The 24,367-nt window shown below is 59.3% G+C and carries 21 protein-coding genes; 15 read left to right on the top strand and 6 right to left on the bottom strand.

Features of this window, described 5'->3' with window-relative positions:
* A partial coding sequence (locus ACMX25_RS33125) for a hypothetical protein (RefSeq protein ID WP_414954116.1) occupies positions 1-284 on the top strand: 284 nt, incomplete at its 5' end.
* 11 nt (positions 285-295) lie between these two features.
* Positions 296-502, top strand: a complete 207-nt coding sequence (locus ACMX25_RS33120; RefSeq protein ID WP_414954115.1) for a hypothetical protein — start codon at positions 296-298, stop codon at positions 500-502.
* Positions 503-922: 420 nt separating this feature from the next.
* Here ACMX25_RS33120 and ACMX25_RS33115 read toward each other — a convergent pair whose 3' ends face one another.
* Together ACMX25_RS33115 and ACMX25_RS33110 are read right to left on the bottom strand one after the other, a co-directional pair.
* Positions 923-3,196, bottom strand: a complete 2,274-nt coding sequence (locus ACMX25_RS33115) for a xanthine dehydrogenase family protein molybdopterin-binding subunit (protein ID WP_414954114.1) — start codon at positions 3,194-3,196, stop codon at positions 923-925.
* Positions 3,193-3,669, bottom strand: a complete 477-nt coding sequence (locus ACMX25_RS33110) for a (2Fe-2S)-binding protein (RefSeq protein WP_414954113.1) — start codon at positions 3,667-3,669, stop codon at positions 3,193-3,195. The genes ACMX25_RS33115 and ACMX25_RS33110 overlap by 4 nt, the downstream gene beginning before the upstream one ends.
* 115 nt (positions 3,670-3,784) lie before the next feature.
* On the opposite strand from ACMX25_RS33110, the gene ACMX25_RS33105 reads away from it, so the two are divergent.
* Positions 3,785-4,678 (top strand): LysR substrate-binding domain-containing protein, encoded by an 894-nt coding sequence (locus tag ACMX25_RS33105; protein ID WP_414954112.1) that lies wholly within the window; start codon positions 3,785-3,787, stop codon positions 4,676-4,678.
* Here the strand turns inward: ACMX25_RS33105 and ACMX25_RS33100 are convergent.
* Positions 4,647-5,561: a LysR substrate-binding domain-containing protein gene (locus ACMX25_RS33100; protein ID WP_414954111.1), complete on the bottom strand. Its 915-nt coding sequence runs from the start codon at positions 5,559-5,561 to the stop codon at positions 4,647-4,649. The two genes, ACMX25_RS33105 and ACMX25_RS33100, sit on opposite strands and share 32 nt — an antisense overlap.
* 230 nt (positions 5,562-5,791) lie before the next feature.
* On the opposite strand from ACMX25_RS33100, the gene ACMX25_RS33095 reads away from it, so the two are divergent.
* The 8 genes from ACMX25_RS33095 (at position 5,792) to ACMX25_RS33060 (ending at position 14,722) form a co-directional block, all read left to right on the top strand.
* Positions 5,792-6,712, top strand: coding sequence for an amidohydrolase family protein (locus ACMX25_RS33095; protein WP_414954121.1), 921 nt, complete (start codon positions 5,792-5,794; stop codon positions 6,710-6,712).
* Positions 6,709-7,614: an amidohydrolase family protein gene (locus ACMX25_RS33090; RefSeq protein WP_062173372.1), complete on the top strand. Its 906-nt coding sequence runs from the start codon at positions 6,709-6,711 to the stop codon at positions 7,612-7,614. The genes ACMX25_RS33095 and ACMX25_RS33090 overlap by 4 nt, the downstream gene beginning before the upstream one ends.
* A 93-nt stretch (positions 7,615-7,707) precedes the next feature.
* The gene (locus ACMX25_RS33085) at positions 7,708-9,114 is read left to right on the top strand and encodes a UbiD family decarboxylase (protein ID WP_414954110.1); all 1,407 of its coding nucleotides are present in this window, start codon (positions 7,708-7,710) and stop codon (positions 9,112-9,114) included.
* Entirely contained in the window at positions 9,111-9,707 is a 597-nt protein-coding gene (locus ACMX25_RS33080) for a UbiX family flavin prenyltransferase (RefSeq protein ID WP_414954109.1), read from the top strand. The genes ACMX25_RS33085 and ACMX25_RS33080 overlap by 4 nt, the downstream gene beginning before the upstream one ends.
* Before the next feature lie 58 nt (positions 9,708-9,765).
* Entirely contained in the window at positions 9,766-10,827 is a 1,062-nt protein-coding gene (locus tag ACMX25_RS33075) for a CobW family GTP-binding protein (protein WP_414954108.1), read from the top strand.
* 121 nt (positions 10,828-10,948) lie between these two features.
* Entirely contained in the window at positions 10,949-12,286 is a 1,338-nt protein-coding gene (locus ACMX25_RS33070) for a nucleobase:cation symporter-2 family protein (protein ID WP_414954107.1), read from the top strand.
* A 45-nt stretch (positions 12,287-12,331) separates the two neighbouring features.
* Entirely contained in the window at positions 12,332-13,738 is a 1,407-nt protein-coding gene (locus tag ACMX25_RS33065; protein ID WP_414954106.1) for an amidohydrolase family protein, read from the top strand.
* A 252-nt stretch (positions 13,739-13,990) separates the two neighbouring features.
* On the top strand, positions 13,991-14,722 hold the full coding sequence (locus tag ACMX25_RS33060; protein WP_414954105.1) for a maleate cis-trans isomerase family protein: 732 nt from the start codon (positions 13,991-13,993) through the stop codon (positions 14,720-14,722).
* A 394-nt stretch (positions 14,723-15,116) separates the two neighbouring features.
* Here the strand turns inward: ACMX25_RS33060 and ACMX25_RS33055 are convergent, their stop codons facing one another.
* From ACMX25_RS33055 to ACMX25_RS33045, 3 genes are read right to left on the bottom strand one after another with little or no spacing between them, the layout of a single operon-like run.
* Positions 15,117-15,734: a D-alanyl-D-alanine carboxypeptidase gene (locus ACMX25_RS33055; protein WP_414954104.1), complete on the bottom strand. Its 618-nt coding sequence runs from the start codon at positions 15,732-15,734 to the stop codon at positions 15,117-15,119.
* On the bottom strand, positions 15,731-17,386 hold the full coding sequence (dacB, locus tag ACMX25_RS33050; RefSeq protein WP_414954103.1) for a D-alanyl-D-alanine carboxypeptidase/D-alanyl-D-alanine endopeptidase: 1,656 nt from the start codon (positions 17,384-17,386) through the stop codon (positions 15,731-15,733). The genes ACMX25_RS33055 and dacB overlap by 4 nt, the downstream gene beginning before the upstream one ends.
* A 59-nt stretch (positions 17,387-17,445) precedes the next feature.
* The gene (locus tag ACMX25_RS33045; protein WP_414954102.1) at positions 17,446-18,657 is read right to left on the bottom strand and encodes a serine hydrolase domain-containing protein; all 1,212 of its coding nucleotides are present in this window, start codon (positions 18,655-18,657) and stop codon (positions 17,446-17,448) included.
* A 320-nt stretch (positions 18,658-18,977) separates the two neighbouring features.
* On the opposite strand from ACMX25_RS33045, the gene ACMX25_RS33040 reads away from it, so the two are divergent.
* The 4 genes from ACMX25_RS33040 to ACMX25_RS33025 all read left to right on the top strand — a co-directional run bounded on the left by ACMX25_RS33040 (position 18,978) and on the right by ACMX25_RS33025 (position 24,354).
* Entirely contained in the window at positions 18,978-20,144 is a 1,167-nt protein-coding gene (locus ACMX25_RS33040) for a serine hydrolase domain-containing protein (protein WP_414954101.1), read from the top strand.
* Between the two features lie 265 nt (positions 20,145-20,409).
* A complete protein-coding gene (locus ACMX25_RS33035; protein WP_414954120.1) occupies positions 20,410-22,245 on the top strand; it encodes a serine hydrolase domain-containing protein in 1,836 nt (611 codons plus the stop codon).
* A 454-nt stretch (positions 22,246-22,699) separates the two neighbouring features.
* Positions 22,700-23,521, top strand: a complete 822-nt coding sequence (locus tag ACMX25_RS33030; protein ID WP_414954100.1) for an ABC transporter ATP-binding protein — start codon at positions 22,700-22,702, stop codon at positions 23,519-23,521.
* The gene (locus ACMX25_RS33025) at positions 23,518-24,354 is read left to right on the top strand and encodes an ABC transporter permease (protein ID WP_414954099.1); all 837 of its coding nucleotides are present in this window, start codon (positions 23,518-23,520) and stop codon (positions 24,352-24,354) included. The genes ACMX25_RS33030 and ACMX25_RS33025 overlap by 4 nt, the downstream gene beginning before the upstream one ends.
* Positions 24,355-24,367: the final 13 nt, after the last annotated feature.

Here is a 24,367-nt window from a genome sequence, read left to right as displayed (position 1 = left end):
TGCGCCCAGTTGTAAACGGATTGGCCGCTCACGCCAAGCTTGGAGGCTATCTCGGTCAACTTGACCCTGCGTCCGAGCAACAGCACGCCTGCGGCCCGGGTGCGAGCGTCGCGATGTTTGTGATTCACGCACAGCTGTTGCAACGTCTGATCCTCGGCTTCGGTCAGCTCTACGACACACTTCATCGGTACCCCGGCGTAATGACGACGCCGAAAGTTAACAAAATTCAAACGCGTTTACCAGCAACACTTATCACGTCGACCAGCATTACGGCATCGAAATAAGCGAACAGGAAGTGGCCGCCACCGCCAACAAGACAGCCTGGTTATGGGTGTACGGGTCCCTCACTTACTGCGATTTTCTCGACGACGTGCACGATTTCCGCTTTTGCTGGAGGCTTGCGCAACGCGACCCAGACGGAGAGATGTTCATGTTCGCCAGCGATGGTGAGCCGCCGCTGAAATACATCGCAGGTATCGAAAGCCCCTCCAGCCAGACATAAAACCTTTTTGTCTCATCAGACCATCGATTTCCCTTCCAAATCAGAATCTTAATTCGAGATGCGGCGGATTTTTTGAATCCGACCGGCTCTCTACACAGGGTCCATCAAAAAATATATTTAGTAATACGTATTAAAACTCGGCAATTCTATTTATGTCAAATATGTCAAATTTCCTAAATTCACAGCGATGGAGTTGAAAAAATTATGTCAGCCTAGGGTGTCTGGCGTTGCGCGCGTTATAGCCATCGCGTTTGCCGAAAACCCGCGCACTTACGATCTTGGTGCGCCAACGCGATTTATTTTCGAGCAGGATTGTCGCAAACAACACACGTTTGCAACGCTCTCCACCGGAGCTGCCTCATCGTTGGCAAAGAATTCGCACGTTACCGCACCACGCACTGCCTCCAATCGGGTCAACGATCATGAAGTTTTTGGGCCAGCGCGCTTTATTGGCATTTCGAACGGTGTGGACCGCTTGCGTTCTCCGGTCAGACGATAAATGGCATTGGCAATAGCTGGTGTCACTGCCGGGCTCGATAGCTCGCCTACGCCCCCCGGTTTAGTGAGGTCTCCCTGCACGATCTCGATATCGACGGCGGGCATGTCGCTCATTCGCGCCACCCGATACGTATCGAAGTTGCGTTGCATGACGCGGCCGTCGCGGATGTTGATCTGGTCGAAGAGCGCGTGTCCGAGGCCCCACATCAGGCCACCATAGAGTTGCTCCTCCACGCCACCGGGAGACACCGCCAGACCGCAATCCGCCACGCAAGTGAGCTTCTCTATGACGATCGCTCCATCCTTCTTCGCGACACGGGCGACGACCGCGACATAACTGCCATACGCCTGATTGGTCGCAATGCCCAGCGCCACGCCTGCGGGCAGCGGCTCATGCCATCCCGCGCGCTGCGCGGCTCGTTTCACGACCGCCGCATGGCGCGGCTCATCATGCATGTTCGCCAGCCGGAACTGCAACGGGTCGCGGTTGCCGAGGTGCGCCGCTTCATCGATGATCGACTCGACCGCGAATACATTGGAGATGTAGCTGACCGCTCGATACCAACCCGTCGGGACTCCCGTTTCATGGCGCACCCAGCCAAGGTCCAGGTGCGGCGCACGGTACGTGAACTCGCGCGCGTTAATGGCTTCGGTCGTGCTGTAGTCCATACGATCAGCGCGATCGAAATAACCCGGCTCCCATTGCTCCGGCGAAGCCGGCGAGACGGCACGCAGTTGCAACGCAGCCAGGCGGCCGTGCTCGTCAAGCGCCGCCTTCGCGCGATGGTACGTCGCCGCGTGATGAAACAGCGCGCCCATCTCGGTCTCGCGACTGTTCATCAGCTTGACCGGTTTGCCGGTCTTTATCGCGAGGTACGTGGCCTCGAACAGCCAGTATTTCGATTCACGCGCACCGAAGCTACCGCCTGATACGAGCTCGTGCACCGTGACCTGATCTCCCTTGAATCCGCCGATCACTTCAGCGGCCTCCTGTGCCGTGGAAGGGACCTGGATACCGCCCCAGTAGGCTATTGCGTCCTTGCGTGCCCATACAGTGACGTTGACGGGCTCCATAGGGTTCTGGGCTTTGTACGGCATCGAATACGACGCTTCTATCACGCGCGCCGGATGCGTCCATGCAGCCTTCGCATCGCCGGATTGAATGGTCGGCACGACATGCGCCGCCGGGCTGTCGAGCCACGCGGCCTGATGGCCTGCGAGCGCGTCGCTGTCGAAGCTTTCGAAGAGGCTGTCGTCCCACTCGATCCGCAATGCCGCCTGTCCTTGATGCGCCGACCAGTAGTCATCCGCAAGAATCGCAACACCTGCCTGATTGCCGCCCAGCACGTCTGGACGCCCCGGAATCTCGATCACGCTGCGCACGCCCGGCAGTTTGAGTGCTTTGGACGAATCGACACTGCGCACGCGCGCGTCTATCACCCGCGCGCGCGTGATCACGGCGACCAGCATGCCCGGCAGATCCACGTCGATGCTGTATTGAAACGTCCCCGCGACCTTCTGCGCCGCCCCACGCTTCTTTTGCAGCTTGCCGATGTACTTGAACTGCGCGGGGTCCTTTAGCACGACATCCTTCGGCGCAGGAACGCGTGCGGCAGCTTCAGCTAGGGATCCGTAGTTCGCCCGCCGGCCGCTCGCTGCGTGTTCCACATAACCCTTTGCAGTCGAGCACGATGCAACCTGCACATTCCACCGGTTCGCGGCTGCAGCCACAAGCATTGCTCTTGCGGTCGCGCCTGCCAGTCGAAGACGATCGTATTCAAGTGAAACGCTGGTGCTGCCGCCCGTTGAGAACACCTTCCACAGTGGATGAATGTAGACCATGTAGAACGGATTCTCGGGCGTGATCACGTCGACCGTGAACGGGTCGACGTCCAGTTCTTCCGCCACGATCGCTGCCAGCGCGGTCCGCGTTCCGGTGCCCGAGTCGTGTTTGTGAACCACGAGCTTAATCGTGTCGTCGGGCAACACGCGGACCCATGCGTTGGGCTCAAATTCGTTGGTCGCGCTCGTTGACGCAGCGGCACCCGATGCTTCGCCCGCCCGCGCGTCAGGCAAACGAAAACCGACGGCAACCCCTGTGGCGAGCAACGCCGAACCCTGCTTTAGGAAGCGTCGGCGAGAGACCTCACGAGATTCCACCGGCGCCACCGCCGGTTTGCTTGCGTCGCGCATCATGCCTCCTTCTTTGACGACAAGAGTTCGGGAGCGGCCCGTTTGAGCGCCCTTCGAATGCGCGCATAAGTGCCGCAGCGGCACACGTTGCCTGACATCGCCCCGGTGATGGTTTCGTCGTTGACCTCAGGTTTACCGTTGAGGAATGCTGCCGCCGCCATCAACTGACCGGGCTGGCAATAACCGCATTGCGGCACGTCCTCTTCAATCCATGCACGCTGCAACGGATGCTCGCCGGTCTTCGACAAACCTTCTATAGTCGTAATGCGATGCCCCGCTACCGCACCCACCGGCAGCACACACGAGCGCATCGCATTACCGTCGAGGTGCACGGTGCATGCGCCGCAAAATCCACCGCCGCAACCGAACTTCGTACCGGTGAGTTTCAGGCGGTCGCGCAACACCCACAACAGCGGCATGTCTTCCGTTACATTGTCGAGCGTATGCCGCTCGTCATTGACGATGATCTCGATCATGAGTGTCTCCCTTGGCTTGTCGCTTGTTGTCCAGCCGTCGTGCCGATTATTGAAAGCCGTTAAATCCCGCGCCAGCGACAATTTCTTCCAACGGCCGTCAGTCAGACTAACAGGCATGTTCAAACGCTACCCTTCCATCCAGTCGATGCAGTCCTTCCTCAGCGCGGCACGCGGCGGCAGCTTTTCGAGTGCAGCAAGGCAGCTGGACCTTACGCATAGCGCGATCAGCCAGCAAATCCGGACGCTGGAGGAATTTGTCGGGCAGCCGTTGTTCGAGCGAAAGAGCGGGCGCGTCATGCTCAATGACGCGGGCGTGCTGTTCGCCAACCTGCTTGGCGACGGCTTCGAGCAGATCGACCGCGCGCTGTCCTCTGTGCAAGAGCGGCTGGTCACACACTCTCTTACGCTCGATGTAGATCCAGAGTTGTCACAACGCTGGCTTAGCTCGCGCCTTCCCGCATTGATCGAGGCGTTGGACGGACGTGCGCTGACTGTGCTGTCCACGCCTCGCCACGAGCGCACAGCGTTCGAACGCGTCGATTTAGCGTTGCGATACGGCTACGGCGAATGGGAGGGCTATGAAAACAGGCTGATGTGCAGTGACCGGCTGACGGTGATGGCCTCACCAGCCCTGGTGAAAAAATTCGGCTTGAGTTTGCCGCTCGCGCCCGAAGCGGTGCTCGATTTGCCGCTGCTCGGTTACACGAAGCGATCATGGATTCCCTGGCTCGAAGCGGCCGGCCTGGCGGCGCTCGAACCGTCGAACGTGCTCGCCGTGTTCGACAACGCGGCGAGCCTGATTGAAGCCATGACAGCCGGCGTAGGCGCCGGCCTTGCACGGGGTTTGCTCGCGACGGATGCGCTACGTGCGGGGCACCTCGTGGCGCTGACCGAGGTCGCCATTCCAACCCACTACAACTTGTACGCGGTGTGGCCGCAAGGCAAACGCGAGAGAGTGGCGGACGTTGTGGAGACACTTAAGGCGCTGGTGGCGCAGAGCCTTGAGTGAAAGGTGCTTCAGCGCACTGGCGAACGGTCTCGAGAAACAGCCGTAGCACCGGCGACGTGTCGCCGGTCCGGAAGCGCGCATAGAGCGACACCTCCGGCGGTTGTCCGCTCAACGGCTTGAAGACGACACCGCCGGTCGTCAACTGCTGCGACGAGGACGGCACAAGTGCCACGCCAAGCCCTTGCCTTACGAGGCACAACAACGTCTGCACTTCGACCACCTCCTGCTCGATCTTCGGCGTAAACCCGGCTTCAATGCAACGGTCCCGTAAGAACCTCGCAAGCTTCGAGTGCGTCAGGCCAAACGACACGAAGCGCTCCGCGTGCAACTCCTTCAACGCGATCTCCTGTCTCTGTGCAAACCGGTGTCCCGGCGGCAGCACGGCCATGGCACATTCCCTGACGACCACCTCGCTCTGGATCTCGGGGTCGTCATGGGTCATACGAAAGAAACATACGTCCAGGCGGTGCTCCTTCAGCGCTTGTATCTGCGCGGCGGGCGTCATTTCGTGCAGCGTCCAGCGTACGGCGGGATAACGCTCGTCGAACGCGCGCAGCGCAAGCGGAATGGCGTCGACCATGGCCGAACTGATGATGCCTATCTCGAGGTTCCCTACCTCCCCTCGACCCGCGCACCGGGCCAGATCGATCGCCCGTTCGAACTGCGCGAACACCAGGGGCACTTGTTCCTTCAGTGTTTTCCCTGCCTCCGTGAGTTCGACACGATGCTGCGAGCGCGTGAAAAGAGCCGTGCCCAGCTCTTCTTCAAGCAGCCTGATCTGCTGGCTCAAAGGGGGCTGGGAAATGTGCAGGCGCGCGGCTGCGCGGCCGAAATGCAACTCGTCGGCAAGCACCGCGAAGTAACGCAACAGCCGGATGTCCATATCGCCTACGTATCAAGAGTCACGTTAAAAAATATTGTACAGAGCGCTTTTGTTTGAAGAGACTGCGAATCAAGCAGCAGTGCACATCAGTGTGACACTCGATGCCGGCGAGGGGAAAGCGCTAAAAAAATAGTGCTTTGACAAGGGCCGCAATGCACATCCGCAGATGCGCCTGCCAGCGATCCGGCAACTGGTTAATGCCAGTTCCTCTGTTATGGGAGATCGAGTACATGATCATCGACACAAGCTGTTACCCGACCAACCTGGTCGACCTCGCCTGGCGCCACGACGGCGAACCGTTCACGGGCGAACGCCTCCTCAAGACGCTCGACGGGCCGTACATCATCAACGGCAAACCGCGCCGCATCGACAAGGCTTTCATCCAGCCGCCCCAGGGCAACACCATCTATACGTGGACCGACGGCGAGCGCTCAGGCCGCGAGTCGATCGACGACTACATGGCCTACACCGTCGAGCTGGTTCAACGCTACCCAGACCGGCTGCTCGGCTGCTTCGTCTACAACCCGCGTTGCGGTCCGGAGAACGGGGCCAAGGCTATCGAGTTCTATGCGAAGGAGCACGGCTTCAAGATGGTCCAGTTGCAGGCGAACATGCACGCCTACCGGCCGGACCGCGCGCTTGACTGGTTGCGCCCGGCCTTGCGCAAATGCGCCGAGCTGGGCTTGCTCGTCAAGCTTCATACCGGCGATGGTCCATACAGCATTCCGACCGAGTGGTATCCGCTGATCCGGGAATTTCCGTCGGTGAATTTCATCATGGCGCACTTCGGCGTGCAGACCGGTGGCGTGTATTGCTTCGAGCCGTTCCAGATGGCCATGGATACCCCCAACGTCTATTGCGAATCGAGCTGGTGCCTGCAATCGCGCATTGTCGAATTTGCGAAGGTGCTGTCCACGCACAAGATCCTGTACGGCTCAGACACGCCGCCGAACGAACCGGGCATGTGGCTGCGCCTGCTCGAAGTCCTGTGCCACGAGCCACCGCAAGGTCTGAATCTCGATGAGGAGACGCTCGAGGATTATCTCGGCAACAACCTCGCGCGAATGATCGGCCTCGAACCGAGTCCGCCGCCGCGCAGTGTGGAGCAAGCACACGATTATCTGAACCAGTTTGCCGGAGTCCGCGCATGATCATCGATACCCATCTGCACCCGACCAATCTCGTCGACGAAGCCTGGCGCCATACCGGCGAGCCGTTCACCGGCGAGCGCCTGCTCAAGATGATGGACGGCCCGTACATGATCAACGGCAAACCCCGCCGTATCGACATGGGGTTCATCCAGCCGCCGCCCGGCAACACGGGTTATCGCGACGGTAACCGGCGTGGCCGCGAAGGCATTCGCGACTACATGGCGTATATCGCCGAACTGACGCAGAAATACCCCGACAGGTTTATCGGCAACTTCACCTACAACCCGCGCTGGGGCCCGGAAAACGGCGCGGCCGAACTCGAGTTCCATGTGAAGGAGTACGGCTTCAAGATGCTGAAGCTGCACGCCAACATGCATGGCTACCGGCCCGACCGGGCGCTCGACTGGCTGCGTCCCGCCATGAAGAAATGCGCGGAACTGGGCGTGGTCGTGTTGATTCATACCGGCGACGGACCGTACACCATCCCGACGCAGTTCTATCCGATCATCCGCGAATTTCCGATGGTGAATTTCATCATCGGCCACTTCGGGATTCAGACCGGCGGCAACTATTCATTCGAATCCTTCTGGATGGCGATGGACACGCCGAACGTGTATTGCGAGTCGGGCTGGTGTTATCAGTCGCGCATTGTTGAGTTCGCGAAAGAGTTGCCGCGCAACAAGATCGTGTTCGGCACGGACTCGCCACCGAACGAGCCGGGCATGTGGTTGCGTGAACTGGAGATGCTGTGTTCGCCGGCGCCGCAAGGCATGGATCTGGACGAAGACGGACTCGAAGACTACATGGGTAACAACATCGCGAGGCTGGTCGGCATCGAGCCGAGCAAACCGCCGAAAGATCTGGCCGAGGCTGAGAAGCGCCTCAAGGCGAGCTATGTGTAGTTGATGAAAGACCGCGGGCGCCGTATCCGTATCCGTATCCGAGTCCGCGCCCGCGGTCGTCTCACCTCGTTTATCCACACGCCGGAGCCCATCATGGCCGATGCACGCTTGCACGAACTCGCGGGGACGCAGGACTTTCACGCGTTCGTGTCTACCTATCGCGACCTCTTTCCCGATGACGTCCTAACGATCAAGCAGCCGTTGTCCGCCGATCAGGATGTGACTGCGCTGGTCGCGGAACTGGCGGCGCGAGGCCGGCATGAGATGCTGGTCTGCGAGCAGGTCGATGGTCTGGACACACCGCTCGTCACTAACGTCTTTGCATCCCGCAGTCGCATTGCGCGGCTGTTCGGTGTCGAACCGCCGCACTTGTTTGAAGCCTATCAAAGCCGTGCGAATGCGCCGCTTGCGCCGCGTTTCGTAGCGAACGGTCCAGTTCTCGATCAGGTCACCGAAGGCGATGCAGTCAACCTCGATCACCTGCCAATGATCCGGCATTTCGATACCGACCGCGGCCCTTACATTACCAACGCGGTGATCGTCGCCGAAGATCCGGTGACGGGCATCGCCAACCTCAGCTACCACCGTTCCATGCGCCACGAGCGCAATGCACTCGCCACCAGCCTGCACTCACGCGGCCACCTCTGGCGGATGCTACAAAGCGCGCAGCAACGCGGCGACGTGCTTCGCGTTGCAATGGTGATCGGTGCTCATCCACTGTTCATGCTGGCCGCTTCCGCGCGGGTACCGTTCGGGACGGATGAGCGTTCGATAGCCGGTGGCCTGTTCAACGCGCCGCTCGAACTCGTGCGCACGCCGCGTTACGGCATCGGTGTACCGGCCGCTGCGGAGTTCGTGCTCGAAGGCACGATCGATCCGGCCGAGCACGCCGAAGAAGGTCCGTTCGGGGAGTTCTCCGGTTATTCGTCGGACCGCTCGACCAACAATCTGCTTCGCGTCGACACCATGATGCGCCGCCGCGATGCATGGCTCGTCGACGTGGTCGGCGGTCCGTATGCCGAGCACCTGACGCTCGCGCGTTTGCCGCGCGAGGCGGAAATGAGCGAGAAGTTGAAGGCGCGTTTTCCCTCCGTGACAGCACTTCATTACCCGAACTCCGGCACGCACTTCCATTGCTATGTCGCACTGAACCAGTCGCGCGACGGTGAAGCGCGCCAGATCATGCTCGCATTGCTCGGCTGGGACCCTTATCTGAAGAACGTCATCGCGGTGGACAGCGACATCGACATCAGCGATGACTCGCAAGTGTTATGGGCGCTCGCCACGCATTTCCAGCCGCATCGCGACCTGTTCGTGATCGACGGCTTGCCGGGCAGTCCGCTCGATCCTTCGTCGTCGGCTTCAGGCACGACTTCGCGCATGGGTATCGATGCGACTCGCGGCTCCACGTTCGACGGCATTCGCGCACGCATCGGCGAACGTGCGATTGAGCATGCGCGTTCATTGCTTGCGGGTCTCGAGCGGGGAGTGCCGGCATGACGATCGCTAAAAGCCGCCGCATGGTGGTCGGCATCAGCGGTGCATCGGGATTCGTCTATGGCGTGCGCTTGCTCGAATTGCTGCGAGCACTGGATCTGGAAACGCATTTGATCATCTCGCGGGCGGCCGTTCTTACGATGGCCCACGAGACCCATTACAAACTCGCCGACGTCAGCGCGCTCGCTACGACTACTCATCGTTGCGACGACCTCGCAGCAAGCATCGCAAGTGGCTCGTTCCGCACGATGGGGATGATTGTCGCGCCCTGCTCCATGAAGACGCTCGCCGAAATTGCTGACGGCATGTCGCTCAGCCTGATTTCAAGAGCAGCCGACGTGTCGCTGAAAGAACGCCGGCCGCTTGTCCTGCTCGCGCGCGAGACACCGCTCACGCTGGCGCATCTGCGCAACATGACTGCCGTGACCGAGATGGGCGCCATCGTGGCGCCGCCCGTTCCCGCGTTCTATACCCGGCCGCAATCGCTCGAACAAGTGATAGATCACACGCTCGGCCGTGTGCTCGACTTGTTCGGACTCGAGACAGGCACCGTTACGCGGTGGCGGGAAGCCGTCGAAGAACCGCTTACTGCGTGAAGTTCGCATGAAGCCTGGCCACGCATCAGCAGTCAGTATGACCACCAGGAGACGATCGATGAACACCATCCACATGACCCATCATGAAGCCGAGAAAATTCCAGTCACCATTTTGGCCGGCTTCCTTGGCGCGGGCAAAACAACGCTGCTGAACTACATCCTGCGCGAAAATCACGGCCGCAAGATTGCCGTGATCGAAAACGAGTTCGGCGAAATAGGTATCGACGGCGGTCTCGTGCTTGAATCGACCGAAGAAATCTACGAGATGACGAACGGCTGTGTCTGCTGTGTCGGCGCGGTGCGCGAGGATCTGGTGCGCATCGTCCGCACACTGATCGACAGGCCCGAGCGGCTCGATCACATCATTGTGGAGACGAGCGGTCTTGCCGATCCGTATCCGGTCGCACAAACCTTCTTCCTCGACGATCCAATCGCTAAACAGGTCACACTCGACGCGGTCGTGACGATGGTAGACGCGAAGCATATAGCGGCACATCTGGACGACATCCTCCTCGACGGTTCTGACAATCAGGCAGTAGACCAGATCGTGTGCGCGGACCGCATTGTGATCAACAAGGTAGACCTTGTGAGCGAGCAGGAAGTGGCCACCCTGACCACACGGATTCGCGCATTGAACGCCACCGCCGACATTGTCCCGTCGAGCTACGCACTGATCGACCTGGGAAGAATCCTTGGCGTCGGCGCCTCCGAGTTCTCACAGCAGCTGGTCGAAGCGGGCGGACTTTCCGAGCATGAGCATGAGGATCACGATCACCACGAGCACGCAGATGAGCACGAACACGAACACGACGCCAGTGTCTCGTCGGTAGGTATCGAGGTATCCGCCGAGGTCGACCTCGACGCATTGCAGGACTGGCTCGCCCAACTACGCGTATCGGATGCGAGCAAGCTGTTTCGCATGAAGGGCATTCTTGCCGTGCGCGGGCAACCCTGCCGCTACGTGCTGCAAGGCGTGCACAACGTGATCGAGCTGCGCGCGGCGCAGGCCTGGGGTTGCGAGCCTCGGACTAGCCGCATTGTTTTTATCGGCCGCGATCTCGATCGTGCCGAGCTGACCGACCGCTTCCATGCCTGTCTCGGCGCACCTATAACGGCCTGACGGGTTGAACAGCCGGCCCGCGGATGACTCGTGGCGCGACTGCTGCCAAAACGACGCGTGCAAACGCGCACTTGTGCCGCGGACCGCGGGCTGGTCAATAACGAAATTCAGGAGACATTCGATGAACACCGCCCCACACCCTGTCGATCAGCGTCTGCCGAAGCGCCAGGTAATTACGCTCGGATTGCAGCACATGCTGGTTGCTTATATCGGCGCGATTGCCGTGCCGCTCATCGTCGCGTCGGCGCTCAAGATGTCGTCCGCCGACACGACCATCCTGATCAGCACCGCGCTTTTTTGCTCGGGTATCTCGACCCTGCTGCAGACCATTGGCTTCTGGAAATTCGGCGTGCGCTTGCCGATCCTGCAAGGCGTTGCGTTCAGCAGTGTCGGACCGGTGATCGCCATTGGCTCGAATCCAAATGTCGGCTTCGCGGGGGTGTGCGGCGCCGTGATCGGGGCGGGTTTGTTCACGCTGTTCGCCGCCCCCCTGATCGGCCGGCTGCGACGCTTCTTTCCTCCAGTCGTGACCGGTTGCATCGTGACAGTGATCGGCTTGCAGTTGTTTCCGGTGGCTTACGAGTGGGCAGCGGGCGGACGGCAGAACCCCCAATTCGGCGCATCGCCATTCCTGCTGGTCGCGCTGTTCGTCGCCCTCGTGATACTCGCGGTCAATCGCTTCGGCTCGCCGTTCCTGCGCAACCTGTCAGTGTTGATCGGGCTCATTGCCGGCGGTGTAGTCGCGTGTCTGCTCGGGATGGGGAACTATAGCGGTGTCAGCAGCGCGCCATGGTTCACCGTACCTTATCCGTTCCACTTCGGCACGCCGGTATTCGCCGTCGTGCCGGTGCTGACCATGATAGTTGTCATGGTGGTGCAGATGGTCGAGTCAATGGGACTCTTCATCGCGATCGGCGGGATTGTCGACAAGCAGGTCACCGAGGAAGACGTCGTGCGCGGCCTGCGCGCTAACGGGCTTGCCAGCGCCATTGCAGGCATGTTCGCGGCGTTTCCGTTTATCGCGTTCATGGAGAACGTCGGGCTCGTGATCCTCACGGGCGTGCGAAGCCGCTGGGTGGTTGCCACAAGCGGAGCGCTAATGTGCATCGTAGCCCTAGTGCCGAAGATTGGCGCGGTCGTCGCAGCGACGCCCTCCGCCGCGCTCGGCGGAGCGGGGATCGCCATGTTCGGCGTAGTCGTGGCAGCGGGCGTGCAGACGCTCTCGAAGGTCGACTTCGAAAGCAATCGATACAACGTGCTGATCGTGGGCTTCACGATCGCGACAGCGCTGATTCCCGTGATGGCACCCGAGGTATTCAAGCAGATGCCCGAGTGGACCCAGCCGTTCCTGCATAGCGGCGTCGTGCTCGCCTGTCTCGTCTCCGTGGCTCTAAATGCAGTGCTTAACGGCGCGCACGACGAGGTCGTGGTCGAGACACATCAACTGATCCGGGAATGAGCCAAATCGAATTATGTAGCGGCCGTCTCTGCGCCGCTGCAGGAAATGCGTTGCAAGGAGAAACAAAACGTGAACACCCAAAGCGAAGCCCTGTTGATCAAGAATCCGATTGCTGTCATGAGCGGCCTGCGCGGCGAACGCGCCCGGCTCGGTCAAGTCGACGTGCGCGTTCGCGCGGGACGGATCGAGGAAATCGGTCCGCAACTCGTGGCGAGAGAAAATGAAAGAGTCATCGACGCCAGTTCCTGCGTCGTCTATCCGGGGTGGGTCAACACGCATCATCACCTGTTCCAGAACTTGCTGAAGGCGGTCCCCGCCGGTATAAACGCCGATCTTCAGGAATGGCTGGCTGCGGTGCCGTACCCTCGGCTTGCGCGCTTTACACCGGACCTCGTTCGCATCGCCGCCCGGCTGGGGCTGGCGGAACTCCTGCTTTCGGGTGTGACCACCTGCGCCGATCATCATTATCTTTACCACGCAAAAGGCACGACAGAAACCGGCGACCTTCTGTTCGAGGAAGCGGCTGCATTCGGCATGCGTTTCGTGCTGTGCCGCGGTGGAGCACTTCAGGCGGCGGGGGACCATCCGGGGTTTGCGAACAGCGTGTTGCAGCCTGAGTCACTTGACCAGATGCTCGGCGACATCGAGCGCCTGAAGTCCCGCTATCACGATGCCCGCCCCGACTCCATGCGCCGGGTCGTGGTCGCGCCCACCACGCCGACCTTTTCGTTGCCGCCCGCGCTGTTGCCGGAAATCGCACGCGCAGCGCGCAGCATGGGCTTGCGTCTGCATACGCATCTGTCCGAAACGCGTCGCTACGTCGACTTCTGCCGGGAGAAATTCGACATGCTGCCCGTTGAGTTTGTCGCCGAGCATGAATGGCTTGGCCCAGATGTATGGTTCGCCCATTTGGTTCATCTGGAACCCGGCGAGATCGCCATGCTCGCGGAAACGGGGTCCGGTTGCTCGCATTGCCCGGTCAGCAATGCGCGGCTTGGCAGCGGTATTGCGCTCGCGCCGCAGATGGCGGCAGCAGGCGTGCCCATGTCACTGGGCGTGGACGGCGTGGCCTCGAACGAGTCGGGGAGCATGACCAACGAAGCGCATTTTGCGTGGCTGTTGCATCGCGCGTCGCAGGGGGCTTCTGCTACAACCGTCGAAGAAACGATTCATTGGGGGACTGCTGGCGGCGCAAGCGTCCTCGGTCTTGACGCGGTAGGCACGCTCGAAGTCGGCAATGCGGCCGACTTGGTGCTGTACGATGTCGACGCACTGCGTTTCAATGGTTTCCACGATATAGCGATCGCACCGGTTGCGGCGGGCGAACCAACGACCGTTCGATACAGCGTCGTGGGCGGCCGTGTTGTCGTCGACGACGGTGAGATCCCCGGTATGGATCTCGGAGAGCTTCGGCGGGACGCACGGAAAGCGGTGCAGCTCTTGCTTGTCTGAACCGGGTATTGACTCGGCAGGTGGTGCGAGCGTTCGAAATGCAGTCGACCTCGCTCACGTTCGCGTCGCCCGTCGGTCTTCGGTCGCAACCACTGACGTGATTTAGCTCGGCAATTGAGAGGAGTAAGCGTCGAAGGCGCCTGCCAATAAATCTCAACCAAAGGAAGATGCTTTCTGCAGGTTTCCAGCGGCAGACAATGCGAGGTTTACGTCCAAAGGTTTGCCGACGTCTTTTTTCCATTCGAGATCCCAATGACAAAGAATCGCACTTTGCTTGGCATGTTGACCCCGTCGTCCAACACATGGCTCGAACCGCTGACAAGGGCGATGCTTGCAAGCTTGCCGGATGTTACGGCTCACTTCGCGCGCTTCCCCGTCTCAGAGATTTTGCTTAGCGATCATTCCCTCGGACAGTTCGACGAGTCGGCGATCACTCATGCTGCGCAGATGCTAGCTGACGCGAGAGTCGACGTAATTGCGTGGAACGGTACATCCGCAGGATGGCTCGGCTTTGAAACCGACGATCGCCTATGTCGTCGGATTACCGAGATTACTGGTATTCCAGCAACCACATCGGTGCTGGCACTCAACGAGATCTTGAGGAAGACCAATGTACGCGAACTCGGTCTGGTGACGCCGTATGTCGATAGCGTACAAAAGAAAATCATCGACAACTATCATCGTACCGGCGTCACCTTTGTGAACGAGCGGCATCTGAATCTGCAGGTAAACTTCTCCTTTGCCGAAGTCCCGGTCGACACGATTCGCACAATGGTCCGCGAAGTCGCGACGTCGCGGCCCGGCGCGATTTCAATATTCTGCACCAACCTGAACGCCGTTCGCATCGTATCCGAACTTGAACAGGAAATCGGGATTCCTGTCTACGACACGAGCGCGACCGCCGTGTGGAAGTCCTTGCAGCTCGCCGGCTATGACACGTCCCGCTTGGCAAGCTGGGGGCGTTTGTTCGGCGAAGTTGTTTAAGGGCGGTTCTAACTCCGGCAACATGCCCGATGAAATTTTCTGAAAAGGATCCACCTACCTGCGCACCGTCAATATCCTTTCTCACATGGGCAGGTTGCCCGCTTTAGATCAACGAGCAATGCTGAATCTGTCGTGACCCGTCGTTCTTCAAAGCGTCAAATTGGCGCCGCTGTACCGCCTCCCTTACGGACAACATAATCGGAGTTAAATTGGCCGCTTGGCGAGGAATCGCTGCATGCGCGGCTAGTAAAACAGGCTACAGCGCCGTTCGTTCTGAAATGGTTGATATGCGCGGTGGACTCGCCGCGGCGAGCCGAATGGTACATGTCCGCGAGAAACTGCACTCGACGCTTTTTTCCTGGCGAACTAAAGAAGGGTGCTTCGCAGGGAGCCTTTAAAGGAACAGCAATACAAGACCGTTAGGAACACGAAATGCATCGAACAGACGATCATCGATGATCACCTCCCCACTCACCGACGTAATGCCCGACGCCCTCACCTGCTGCGCCAGATCGTTCATGGCGGTCAGCGGATCTTCGGGGGTGAGGATCGCACCGCTGAAACCACGCGCATCGTTGTGATCGAAGTCGGTGTAGTCGATGGTGCCATCGGCCTTCTGCCGTCCGCCAAACGTGAGATCTCCCGACGCCTTGAGGATCAGGTCGCCCATGAGCTTGCCGGACGAATCGACCGTTCCGTTGCGATACACCGGCGTGACAAACCGGTGATCCGCGCCGATGACGTTGAGCGCAGTGGCCACCGAATACAGCTTGCGTACCGATGCAGTCAGCACAAGCTTGTCCGGTTGCAGCGACTGGAGCACTTCGCCCGTGCTCGCGTCCATCACGACCAGCGACCACTGCGATTTCGCGCTCGTATAGCGCGGCTTGTTCATGACCTGTGCGATCGGGTCAGTCGTGCTGTCGCCGCCGCTCCCGCAACTCGCGACAAGCACGCAGGAAGCGATCACCGCAAAGACAACCGGAAACGATGTGCGAAGCCGCAGCGTCATTGCAGCTTCCAGAGTAGCGCCGCTATCTCGCCTTCGTCCTGGAAGGCGTTCAGGACGGTTGGAAAGCCTTCGAACACGGCATTGTTCATCGTCAGGAAGAAGGCGATCCGGCGGCCACTCTTCGCGTCGATGTAACCGGCGAGCGCTTGTGCCTTGAGAAACGGCGTTTGCGGTGCGGTCGTGCTAAGGCCGACATAGGTGCCCGTCTTCGCGTACACGCGGCCTTTCGCGCCGGCCAGGGTCGGGTCGGACTCAAAATCCGTGACCGTGGTTAGCGATCCATCGACGCCGAGCGAAGGCATCGTGTCGACGTAGGTTGCATAGTCGGGCATCAGGCGCATGCCGCGCAGCATCGCTATCACAGCCGTAGCGGTCGCCGTGGTATCGCCGCCGCCGCTGCCGTCCTCGAAGTGATATTGGTCCGGCGTTATCTTGAACGTAGACGAAAGCTCGCTCTGTTCAGTTGCGAGCGCAGTGGCCATCGTCCGCGAGCCGTTCTTGGCGAGTCCGTAGAGCAACAGCGTCACGTCGGCGCCAATGTTATAGCTGACCTTGTTCACGAACCGCAGGTCTTGCGCGTATGGCGCGGACGTGAGCGCAGCCACCTGCTGCGCGCTCGAATATGAGCCTTGCGCGGGCAGCAACGCCACCGGGTTGGCCTCGAGCGGGGCGGCAGTCACCGTCACGCCCGCACGTGCCAGCGCTTCGATAAAGACCGTGCGCGCATACGTGGACGGCCGGCTGACACGGAACGTGCGTACGAGCGGATATGCGCCGGTCAGCGGAGGCGGGACACCCGCGGGCACCGTCCCGCTGACTTCGCCCATGCAATTCGCCGCGCCTAAGCACCGGGGTACATCATCCGGCGGTTCGGGATTGAGATCGACGGCGAAATCCGATGTCGCTGCGCCCGTTGTCAGCGTGGACTGCACGGAGAATGCCGCGGACATGGGCCGATAGGTGAACAGAAGAAGCGCACCTTGCGCGCTCGGGCTGAACGAGATATCGACGACATCGTCATTGACCATCATTGGCGTGACGTTGAAGCCGGTCTCATCGCGATACTGGAACGCATCGAAAAGTCGATCGTCGATCACGACGTCGCCATTGACCGTCTTGATGCCCGCAGCGGCCACTTGAGCCGCGATGGCGTTGAATCCCGCCAGCGGGTCGGGCGCGCTCAGGAGCGCATTGCCGAGACCATCGGCTTCGTTGTGATCGAATGCGGTGAGCGCAATCGTGCCATCCGGGTTGGCGCGACCGCCCATTGTCAGGTCGCCGCTCGCCACCATGATCAGGTTGCCGTTGAGCGCGCCGTTTGCGTCAACGGTGCCCTGCTTGTACACGGGAGTGACATGCGTGTGCTGCGCGCCGAGGATGTTGAGCGCATTGCCCGTGGTAAACACCTTGCGAACCGAAGCGATGAACAGCTGCGAGCCGGAATTGAGATCGTAGATGACGTGGCCAGTATTGACATCGACAACCTGCATCGCCCACGTCGCGCCCTTGTACGCGGGCTTCTGCATCACCTGCATGATCGCATCAGGGACCGACGTGCTGTTGTGATCCGAGCCGCCGCAGGACGCGAGCAGAAGCGCTGCCGCAACCGCTATTGGCCACCGTTCGCAGCTCGCTTCGATCAATGGTTTCATCGCCGTCTCCGGGTTGAATGATTTTATTCGCTATGGCGCATTTGAGGAGCGGCTTCACGTTACGGCTTGGCAAGTTCCGTGATTATCATTTGCGCGATCGTGTCAGCGGGCGCGCGGCCATCGGGCGATTCCGCGGTCGTGGTCCAGACGACCACGGTCGTCGTGGTCGCCGGGTCGTACACCATGAACGTGTTGAAGCCGCTGATCTGGCCGTTGTGTCCGTAGTACGTCCCGTACTTGACGATGCCGAGGCAATACGCCGGCGCGTTCGGGTTGCTCGCATTGACCGACGTGCAGGTGGAAAGGCGCTTTGACTGCAGGTCCGCGTTCAGGTAGCCGCCGCCGACCATCCGTTGCACGACGGCCGCGAGCTCCTTGATCGTCGAGATGCCCGATCCCGCGGTCCAGCCCCACGACGCCGATGCATTCGTGACGTCCGTCGGCTGCAACGTGCCGTTCTTCGCGGCTGCCTGACGTTCCGGCGACAAGGCCGAGGTGGTCGCCGTCTCCACATTCGTGCCCCACAGATAACCGTGCGCGAACGGCGCGGGCATCGCCGTATTGTCTTCCGGCGACATATAGGTCGCAGCCAGCCCAAGCGGCGCGAAGAGTCGCGCCTTGATTGAATCAGCGGCGCTCATGCCGGTGAGCTGCTCGATGATCAGTCCCAGCAAAATGTAGTTCGTGTTCGAATAATCCAGGGACGTGTCGGGCGGGAATACCTCGGGGTGGCTGTATGCAATGGCCAAGAGCTCGTCTGTCGTCCACACCAACGCCGGCTGCGAATCGAGCGTCTGGTTGAAACCGAGGTCGCGGCTGTAATTGTAGAGGCCGCTTCGCATCGCGAGCAATTGCTGAATCGTGATGGTTGTACCGTTCGGCACGTTGGAGATGTACTTGCTGACGGGATCCGCGAGGCTCAGCTTGCCTTCCTGAACCAGTTGCAGGATGACCGTGGCAGTCCATGTCTTGGTCACGCTGCCGACCCGAAAATTCGCGTTTGTCGGAATCGTGGCGCTGGTGCCCCGCTCTGCAACGCCGAAGGATTCAAGCCAGTCGCCCTTGGGCGACTGCACATAGACAACGGCGCCCGGCGCCTGCATGTCGCTCATCAACTGGATGACTTGCGGCCTGGCGGCGCTGACGAATGCCGGCTCGGGTGAATCATCGCCGCCGCACCCCGGCAACAGCATAGACAGGATCAGGGTAAACGCATAGACATAGCCCTTGGACGCGAAGTGCGTCCGAGGAACCGGGCGGACGATCATCATTGCTTCGTTTTCCTTATTGGTTGTGACGCAATGCTTTTGAAGATCGCCGCTCGATGCCGATAATAGACCGGAGCCGATCCTGGTTTAATTAGACGATTCTGTTGTTCTAATTGATTACTTCTCAGAAATAATAAGTCATACTTTGTAAGAATGCATACATGTTTTTCCGCTCGAGGGGCGGTTCGTCAAAAGATGGACAAGTTGCGTTGCCGCATTTACGTATGACAACGCGCCGTCGAGAGGCCTTTGTATGGGCATTGCCCCGTTGTACGTAATTCTTTATCTTGCAAGGACCGCGCAACTCTGGGAGTCGTTCGCTCATGCTGCTAGCAAGATCTGATTGGTTTGCAAGGACAGCTTCGGTCGCACTGGCGTGCGGCTTGCTGGCCAGTTGCGGCGGCAGTTCCACGCAAGCGTGTGGCGCGGATCAGGTTCACTTGGAAAGCGGCTGCACAAACACCTCGCAAGTCGCCGATTCTGTCCGTCGAGTTGTACAAGACACAATGCAACAACTGGATCTACGCGCGGCGGTCGTTGGCGTCAGCGTGGGCGATCATGTCGTGCTCACGCAGGCCTGGGGCGAATCGACTCCCGACGTGCCAGCCACCATCGACATGCACTGGCGTATCGGCGCTATCGCGATTTCATACATGTCGACGGTTGCGCTGCAACTCGAGGACGAAGGGAAGTTAAGCCTAGACGATCCCTTGTCGAAATATCTGCCTGATATTCGTGACGCGAGCAAGGTTACGCTACGAATGTTGATTGGATCGACTTCGGGGTTTCCGGAATACGTCAATACCATTCCGCTCGAACAGAACGTCTATCGTCAGTGGCAAGAAAGCGAATTGCTCGCTGACGCGTTCGCCAAACCGTCGGTTTGCGATCCAGGAACCTGTTTCGCGTATTCGCACGCCAATTTCGTGCTCTTTGGTCAGGTGCTCGAGAAAGTCACGGGAATGCCGCTCGGCACCCTTATTAGCCAACGAATTTTGCGTGCGTTGCAACTAACCCAAACCTTCAGCAACGACGATGCGTTTATGCCTTTGCCGATATTGAATGCGTATTCAGACGAATTGGGCAGTTACCAGAATTCGACCGCCTGGAATCCCTCTTGGACGCTCGCACATGGCGCAATCATGTCTTCGACGATCCCCGACATTCTCAAAAGCACTCAGGCAATCGGCAGTGGTGAGCTGATTTCAGCGCGCGCGCGAGCAGAAATGATCGCGCAGAATCCCGTGACGTCACGCGGCAAAGCGTATGGGGGGCTGGGTATTGTCGTCGTCAATGGCTGGCTATTGCAAAATCCGTCGTTCTTCGGCTATTCAGGTGTATCGGCGTATCTTGAGAAAAACGGTATTTCGATCGCGGTAACGGCAACTAAAAACGCCGACTCGCCGGACGTGTCTGCGGCATCGCGATTGTTCGAGAATATTGCTCTGGAGATTGCGCCTTCGGATTCCGTGACTATCACGGCACGCTGACAGGAAGGGCGGGCGAACGTTGACTCCAGGTAAACTAATACGGCATCCTACAGATGTGACGTGCAGATGCAGGTGACGCCGTATCGTTCGCATCAACCGGAACGCAAAACATGATCGTCGTGTTCGCGACCGCGGCGACCGCGCCCGATGGCACGCCGCCCGCTGATCAGATAGCCAAAATTGTGGCAGACAGTTTGATCGCTGAAAACTAACCAACAAAACGGAGCCTACCGTGGTCCAGTTCGATCGCAAGAACTTTGAGGCAATGAGCCCTGCGCGCAGGCAATTTCTCGGCTACGGCAGCGCTGGATTATTGGCGGCATTTCTGCCTGGTTGTGGTGGGCACGACGACCATTCGCAGTCGTATCAGCAGACCATAGCAATGGGCCAGCAGATGATGCAGGCGGCCGTCAGCAACCCCAGCCGCCCGGTCGCTGCGATCTCGGTCGCAATGGTAAAAGGCAGCACGATTGTCTGGCAGCAGGCATTTGGAATGGCATCGGTCCCCGGACAAGTCAGCGCAACACCTCGGACGCGCTTCAACATTGGCTCGGTAAGCAAACTTTTCCCTGCGCTCGCTGCGTCAATACTTGTAGATCGAGGATTGATCGCGCTTGATACACCGATCGTTGAATATCTGCCAACGTTCACCATGCTCTCGCCCGAGTACGCGCAAATTACCACACGCCATTTGCTCTCGCATGCATCGGGCTTACCCGGCACAAACGGTCGCAACTTATTCACTTTTCAGCCTATTGCAGGCTACGCTGCTGACACGCAAGCCGAACTGGCCAACTCGCATCTAAAGCATCTGCCTGGCGAGCTAGCCGTTTATTGCAACGATGGTTTCACCATGGTTGAGCAGCTTGTGCTCGCAGTGACTGGACAGAGCTTCGTGGACTTCGTGACATCGGCGATTCTCGTTCCGCTAAAGATGGCAAATTCAAGTTACCTGACCAGCGTTCCTACCGGCGGATCGTTCTCGCTGCCGGTGGCCAACGGTACGCAATACCAAGAGTTTGTCAACGCCTATGCGACCGGTGGGCTAAGTTCGACACCCGTTGACATGATGAATCTGGCGCAGATGATATACAACGGTGGAGTGTTTCAGGGGCAACGCATTGTCTCCGCTGCCAGCGTCGCGGAGATGGGTTCCGATCAGACAAAAAACTTGACGATCAATCCATCGCCCGAATGGCGATGGGGTCTCGGCTGGGATTCGGTTGTACAACCAGCGCTGAACGCAGCTGGTGTGCTTGGCTGGGAGAAGGACGGTGGCACAGCTTTTTACACGACCGAATTCTTCGTGGTGCCCCAATCGCAATTCGCGTTGATGGTAACCGGCAATTCTGGCTACGACGCGCGTACGATCGCCGAAACTTTGGTAATGTCGGCGTTAAAAGAAGACAGCACAATTGCCTCCTTGCCACCAAAGATCAGTAGTCAGGCACCATCAGTTGTTGCCGCGGCTAACCTATCGACCAGTGCCGGCATTTATGGAAATTCCGATTCGCCCTATCAAGTGATTGCTGGTTCGAACGGTAGCTTTGAGCTCAGCCAATGGGACGCAGATACACGCGGTTGGCAAACCATAGGTACTTATCAATCTCGGAGTGACGGTTGGTGGTGGAGCGACGCCGACACAGCGTCTTATCGTTTTACGGTTGTGGCAGGCAAAGACAGCGAAGCCAATCCATACAACTATCGATACCTTATGAAGCGGGTGGTGCCGGGCGCAGGCTATGCCTACTTGACACTCCCAGTCGGTCAACAATTCGCGCCCGCCGCGTCTCTTTCGAACAGCTGGCAGCAGCGCGTCGGAAGCCAGTGGACGTTAACGAACGATTCGCCATCGGCTGTGCCGATTGCCGTTCTCGGCAATCCTCCTGCGTTCTTCACCACGCTGTCGGAATTACCCGGCTACATCTTGTATGGTAATGAAGACCTCCGCTACCAGCTATTTACGCTGGTCAGCGACACATTGGGCGGAATGTCAGTGAAGATACCGGGCAACTTTGGACGCGATCTCTATGAAATCCGATTCTCTACAACCACGGCTACGACGCTAACGGTGGGGAGCTCCATATACGCGCGCATCTAAGTGCGCGGACCGGGCAAGAACGCACGTAAGTGGCAACGGTTGTTATCTGCCCGAGCGGGTCAAGTATCGGGACCCCAGACGCCCGCACGCGCCTGAACTTGCGCTGCGACTTGCGGGGAACAGAAGCAAGTCGCGGTGATTCGGGCTCTCCCCGTGCTGAACGGAACTTGACGCACCATCGCTTTCATACCCCTTTATTGCAGCTTTGATAGTCGAAGCTGTCACGCGCGTGGTCGTCATTATCGTAGAGGGTTTGAGGAGCCCTCCAAGCCCGCGTCTCCCCCTTCACGCTCGATGCGTCCAGAGTAAACACCTACGCCGTTCTATTGACCCGGTACATACTCATCAGTATTATTTGTCGATACATACCGATGAGTATGATGACGTCGAAAAAACGCTGCATCGCTGCTATGTTCTGACTGTTGCCAAGCGCTCAAGGAGAGCACGTCCTGCCATGGATCGCATCCCGTTGACTTCTCTTGCTGCGAAAAAGCATCTCCCGCTCGCCGCGCTCATACAGATCGAAAGCTTGCAGAAGCAATATCGAACGCGTCACGGCGAGCCGGTCCAGGCGCTCGGGCCGATCGACCTGACTATCGATACCGGGGAGTTCATTACTGTCGTGGGCCCTTCGGGTTGCGGAAAATCGACTTTACTCAAGCTATTGGCGGGATTGATCACCCGCTCATCAGGCACGATCCGCGTCAACGGTACGGCCATTGACGGCCCGCAGCGAGACATTGGTGTCGTATTCCAGAGCCCCGTGCTGCTGCCGTGGAAGACCACGTTCGAGAACGTCATGCTGCCCGCGACGGTCCTCAAACTGGATCGCACTCAGCTCAGTGCGCGTGCGCATGAACTCCTCAATACGGTCGGACTAGCCGATTTCGCGCAGCGATACCCGAACGAGCTATCGGGAGGAATGCAGCAGCGCGTGGCTATCGCCCGCGCGCTCGTCCACGATCCCGCCGTATTGCTGATGGACGAGCCATTCGGCGCGCTCGACGCCATGACCCGCGAAACCATGAACGTCGAAATCCGCCGCATCTGGCGGGCGTCGGGAAAAACCATCCTGTTCGTGACGCACTCGATTCCCGAAGCGGTGTTTCTCGGCAGCCGCGTGCTCGTAATGTCGAGCCGGCCCGGCCGCATTGCCGACATGATCGACGTCGATCTGGGCGTCGAACGAGATCTCGATGTCATGACCACGGAGCGCTTTGGTATCTACACGCGCCGTATCCGTCAACATTTCCAGGCCAAGGGGTTTATCGAATGAGTTCCGAACTTGCCATGACGCAGCCGGCGCCAGCGCCTCGCCATCCGGTCCTGACCGCCTTCAGGGAACATCCAGAATGGCTCTGCGTGCCGGGACTTTTTGTACTGGTGGTGGCGGTGTGGGAAATCGGCTTTGCGATGGCGGCGGTGCCGTTGTACATCGCGCCCGCGCCGTCCGATATCTACCATGCGCTGCTGAATGGTTTTCGCAGCGGTCTTTTTATCAGCAACGGCCTGACGACGCTCGCCGAGGCGTTGCTCGGATTCCTGATCGCCACGGTTGCGGGCATTGCTCTCGGCGCGCTCATCGCACAGTCGCGATTCATCGAAAAAACGATCTATCCCTATCTGATCGCCATCCAGACAACACCGAAGGTCGCCGTCGCGCCGCTCTTTATCATCTGGTTCGGATTCGGCATGACGTCGAAGGTCATCATGGCCGCTGTCGTGGCGTTCTTTCCCATTCTCGTGAATGTGATCGTGGGCCTTCGTTCGACCGATTCGTCGCGCGTCGAACTCATGCGTTCCCTGCGCGCCAGCCGCTGGCAGATCTTCACGATGGTACGTTTGCCGAGCGCGGCGCCAATGATCTTCGCGGGCTTGCATATCGCAGTGATCTTCAGCGTGCTCGGAGCGATCGTCGGTGAATTCGTGGGCTCGCGAAAGGGTCTCGGCAATCTCATCATGCAGTTGAACAACAACCTTGATACAGCGGGCGTCTTCGCCGCGCTCGTGGTGCTGTCCGCCATGGGTATCGTGCTGCACATGCTCATGCACGCGCTGCAAAAACGCCTGCTTTTCTGGGCGGAAGAACAGCAGATCTCACAAGTTTGAGCGTTGCGCCCAG

The sequence above is a fragment of the Caballeronia eucalypticola genome (genome assembly GCF_047608185.1).
Classification (GTDB): Bacteria; Pseudomonadota; Gammaproteobacteria; order Burkholderiales; family Burkholderiaceae; genus Caballeronia.
Note: the sequence above shows the minus strand (reverse complement) of the source record. Positions and strands in the feature narration are given on the sequence as shown.

Excerpts from the sequence above, each read along its gene's own strand:
- ACMX25_RS33115 (WP_414954114.1), bottom strand. The coding sequence starts at position 3,196 with ATGATGCGCGACGCAAGCAAACCGGCGGTGGCGCCGGTGGAATCTCGT.
- ACMX25_RS33110 (WP_414954113.1), bottom strand. The coding sequence starts at position 3,669 with ATGATCGAGATCATCGTCAATGACGAGCGGCATACGCTCGACAATGTA.
- ACMX25_RS33105 (WP_414954112.1), top strand. The coding sequence starts at position 3,785 with ATGTTCAAACGCTACCCTTCCATCCAGTCGATGCAGTCCTTCCTCAGC.
- ACMX25_RS33100 (WP_414954111.1), bottom strand. The coding sequence starts at position 5,561 with ATGGACATCCGGCTGTTGCGTTACTTCGCGGTGCTTGCCGACGAGTTG.
- ACMX25_RS33095 (WP_414954121.1), top strand. The coding sequence starts at position 5,792 with ATGATCATCGACACAAGCTGTTACCCGACCAACCTGGTCGACCTCGCC.
- ACMX25_RS33090 (WP_062173372.1), top strand. The coding sequence starts at position 6,709 with ATGATCATCGATACCCATCTGCACCCGACCAATCTCGTCGACGAAGCC.
- ACMX25_RS33085 (WP_414954110.1), top strand. The coding sequence starts at position 7,708 with ATGGCCGATGCACGCTTGCACGAACTCGCGGGGACGCAGGACTTTCAC.
- ACMX25_RS33080 (WP_414954109.1), top strand. The coding sequence starts at position 9,111 with ATGACGATCGCTAAAAGCCGCCGCATGGTGGTCGGCATCAGCGGTGCA.
- ACMX25_RS33075 (WP_414954108.1), top strand. The coding sequence starts at position 9,766 with ATGAACACCATCCACATGACCCATCATGAAGCCGAGAAAATTCCAGTC.
- ACMX25_RS33070 (WP_414954107.1), top strand. The coding sequence starts at position 10,949 with ATGAACACCGCCCCACACCCTGTCGATCAGCGTCTGCCGAAGCGCCAG.
- ACMX25_RS33065 (WP_414954106.1), top strand. The coding sequence starts at position 12,332 with ATGCGTTGCAAGGAGAAACAAAACGTGAACACCCAAAGCGAAGCCCTG.
- ACMX25_RS33060 (WP_414954105.1), top strand. The coding sequence starts at position 13,991 with ATGACAAAGAATCGCACTTTGCTTGGCATGTTGACCCCGTCGTCCAAC.
- ACMX25_RS33055 (WP_414954104.1), bottom strand. The coding sequence starts at position 15,734 with ATGACGCTGCGGCTTCGCACATCGTTTCCGGTTGTCTTTGCGGTGATC.
- dacB (WP_414954103.1), bottom strand. The coding sequence starts at position 17,386 with ATGAAACCATTGATCGAAGCGAGCTGCGAACGGTGGCCAATAGCGGTT.
- ACMX25_RS33045 (WP_414954102.1), bottom strand. The coding sequence starts at position 18,657 with ATGATGATCGTCCGCCCGGTTCCTCGGACGCACTTCGCGTCCAAGGGC.
- ACMX25_RS33040 (WP_414954101.1), top strand. The coding sequence starts at position 18,978 with ATGCTGCTAGCAAGATCTGATTGGTTTGCAAGGACAGCTTCGGTCGCA.
- ACMX25_RS33035 (WP_414954120.1), top strand. The coding sequence starts at position 20,410 with ATGAGCCCTGCGCGCAGGCAATTTCTCGGCTACGGCAGCGCTGGATTA.
- ACMX25_RS33030 (WP_414954100.1), top strand. The coding sequence starts at position 22,700 with ATGGATCGCATCCCGTTGACTTCTCTTGCTGCGAAAAAGCATCTCCCG.
- ACMX25_RS33025 (WP_414954099.1), top strand. The coding sequence starts at position 23,518 with ATGAGTTCCGAACTTGCCATGACGCAGCCGGCGCCAGCGCCTCGCCAT.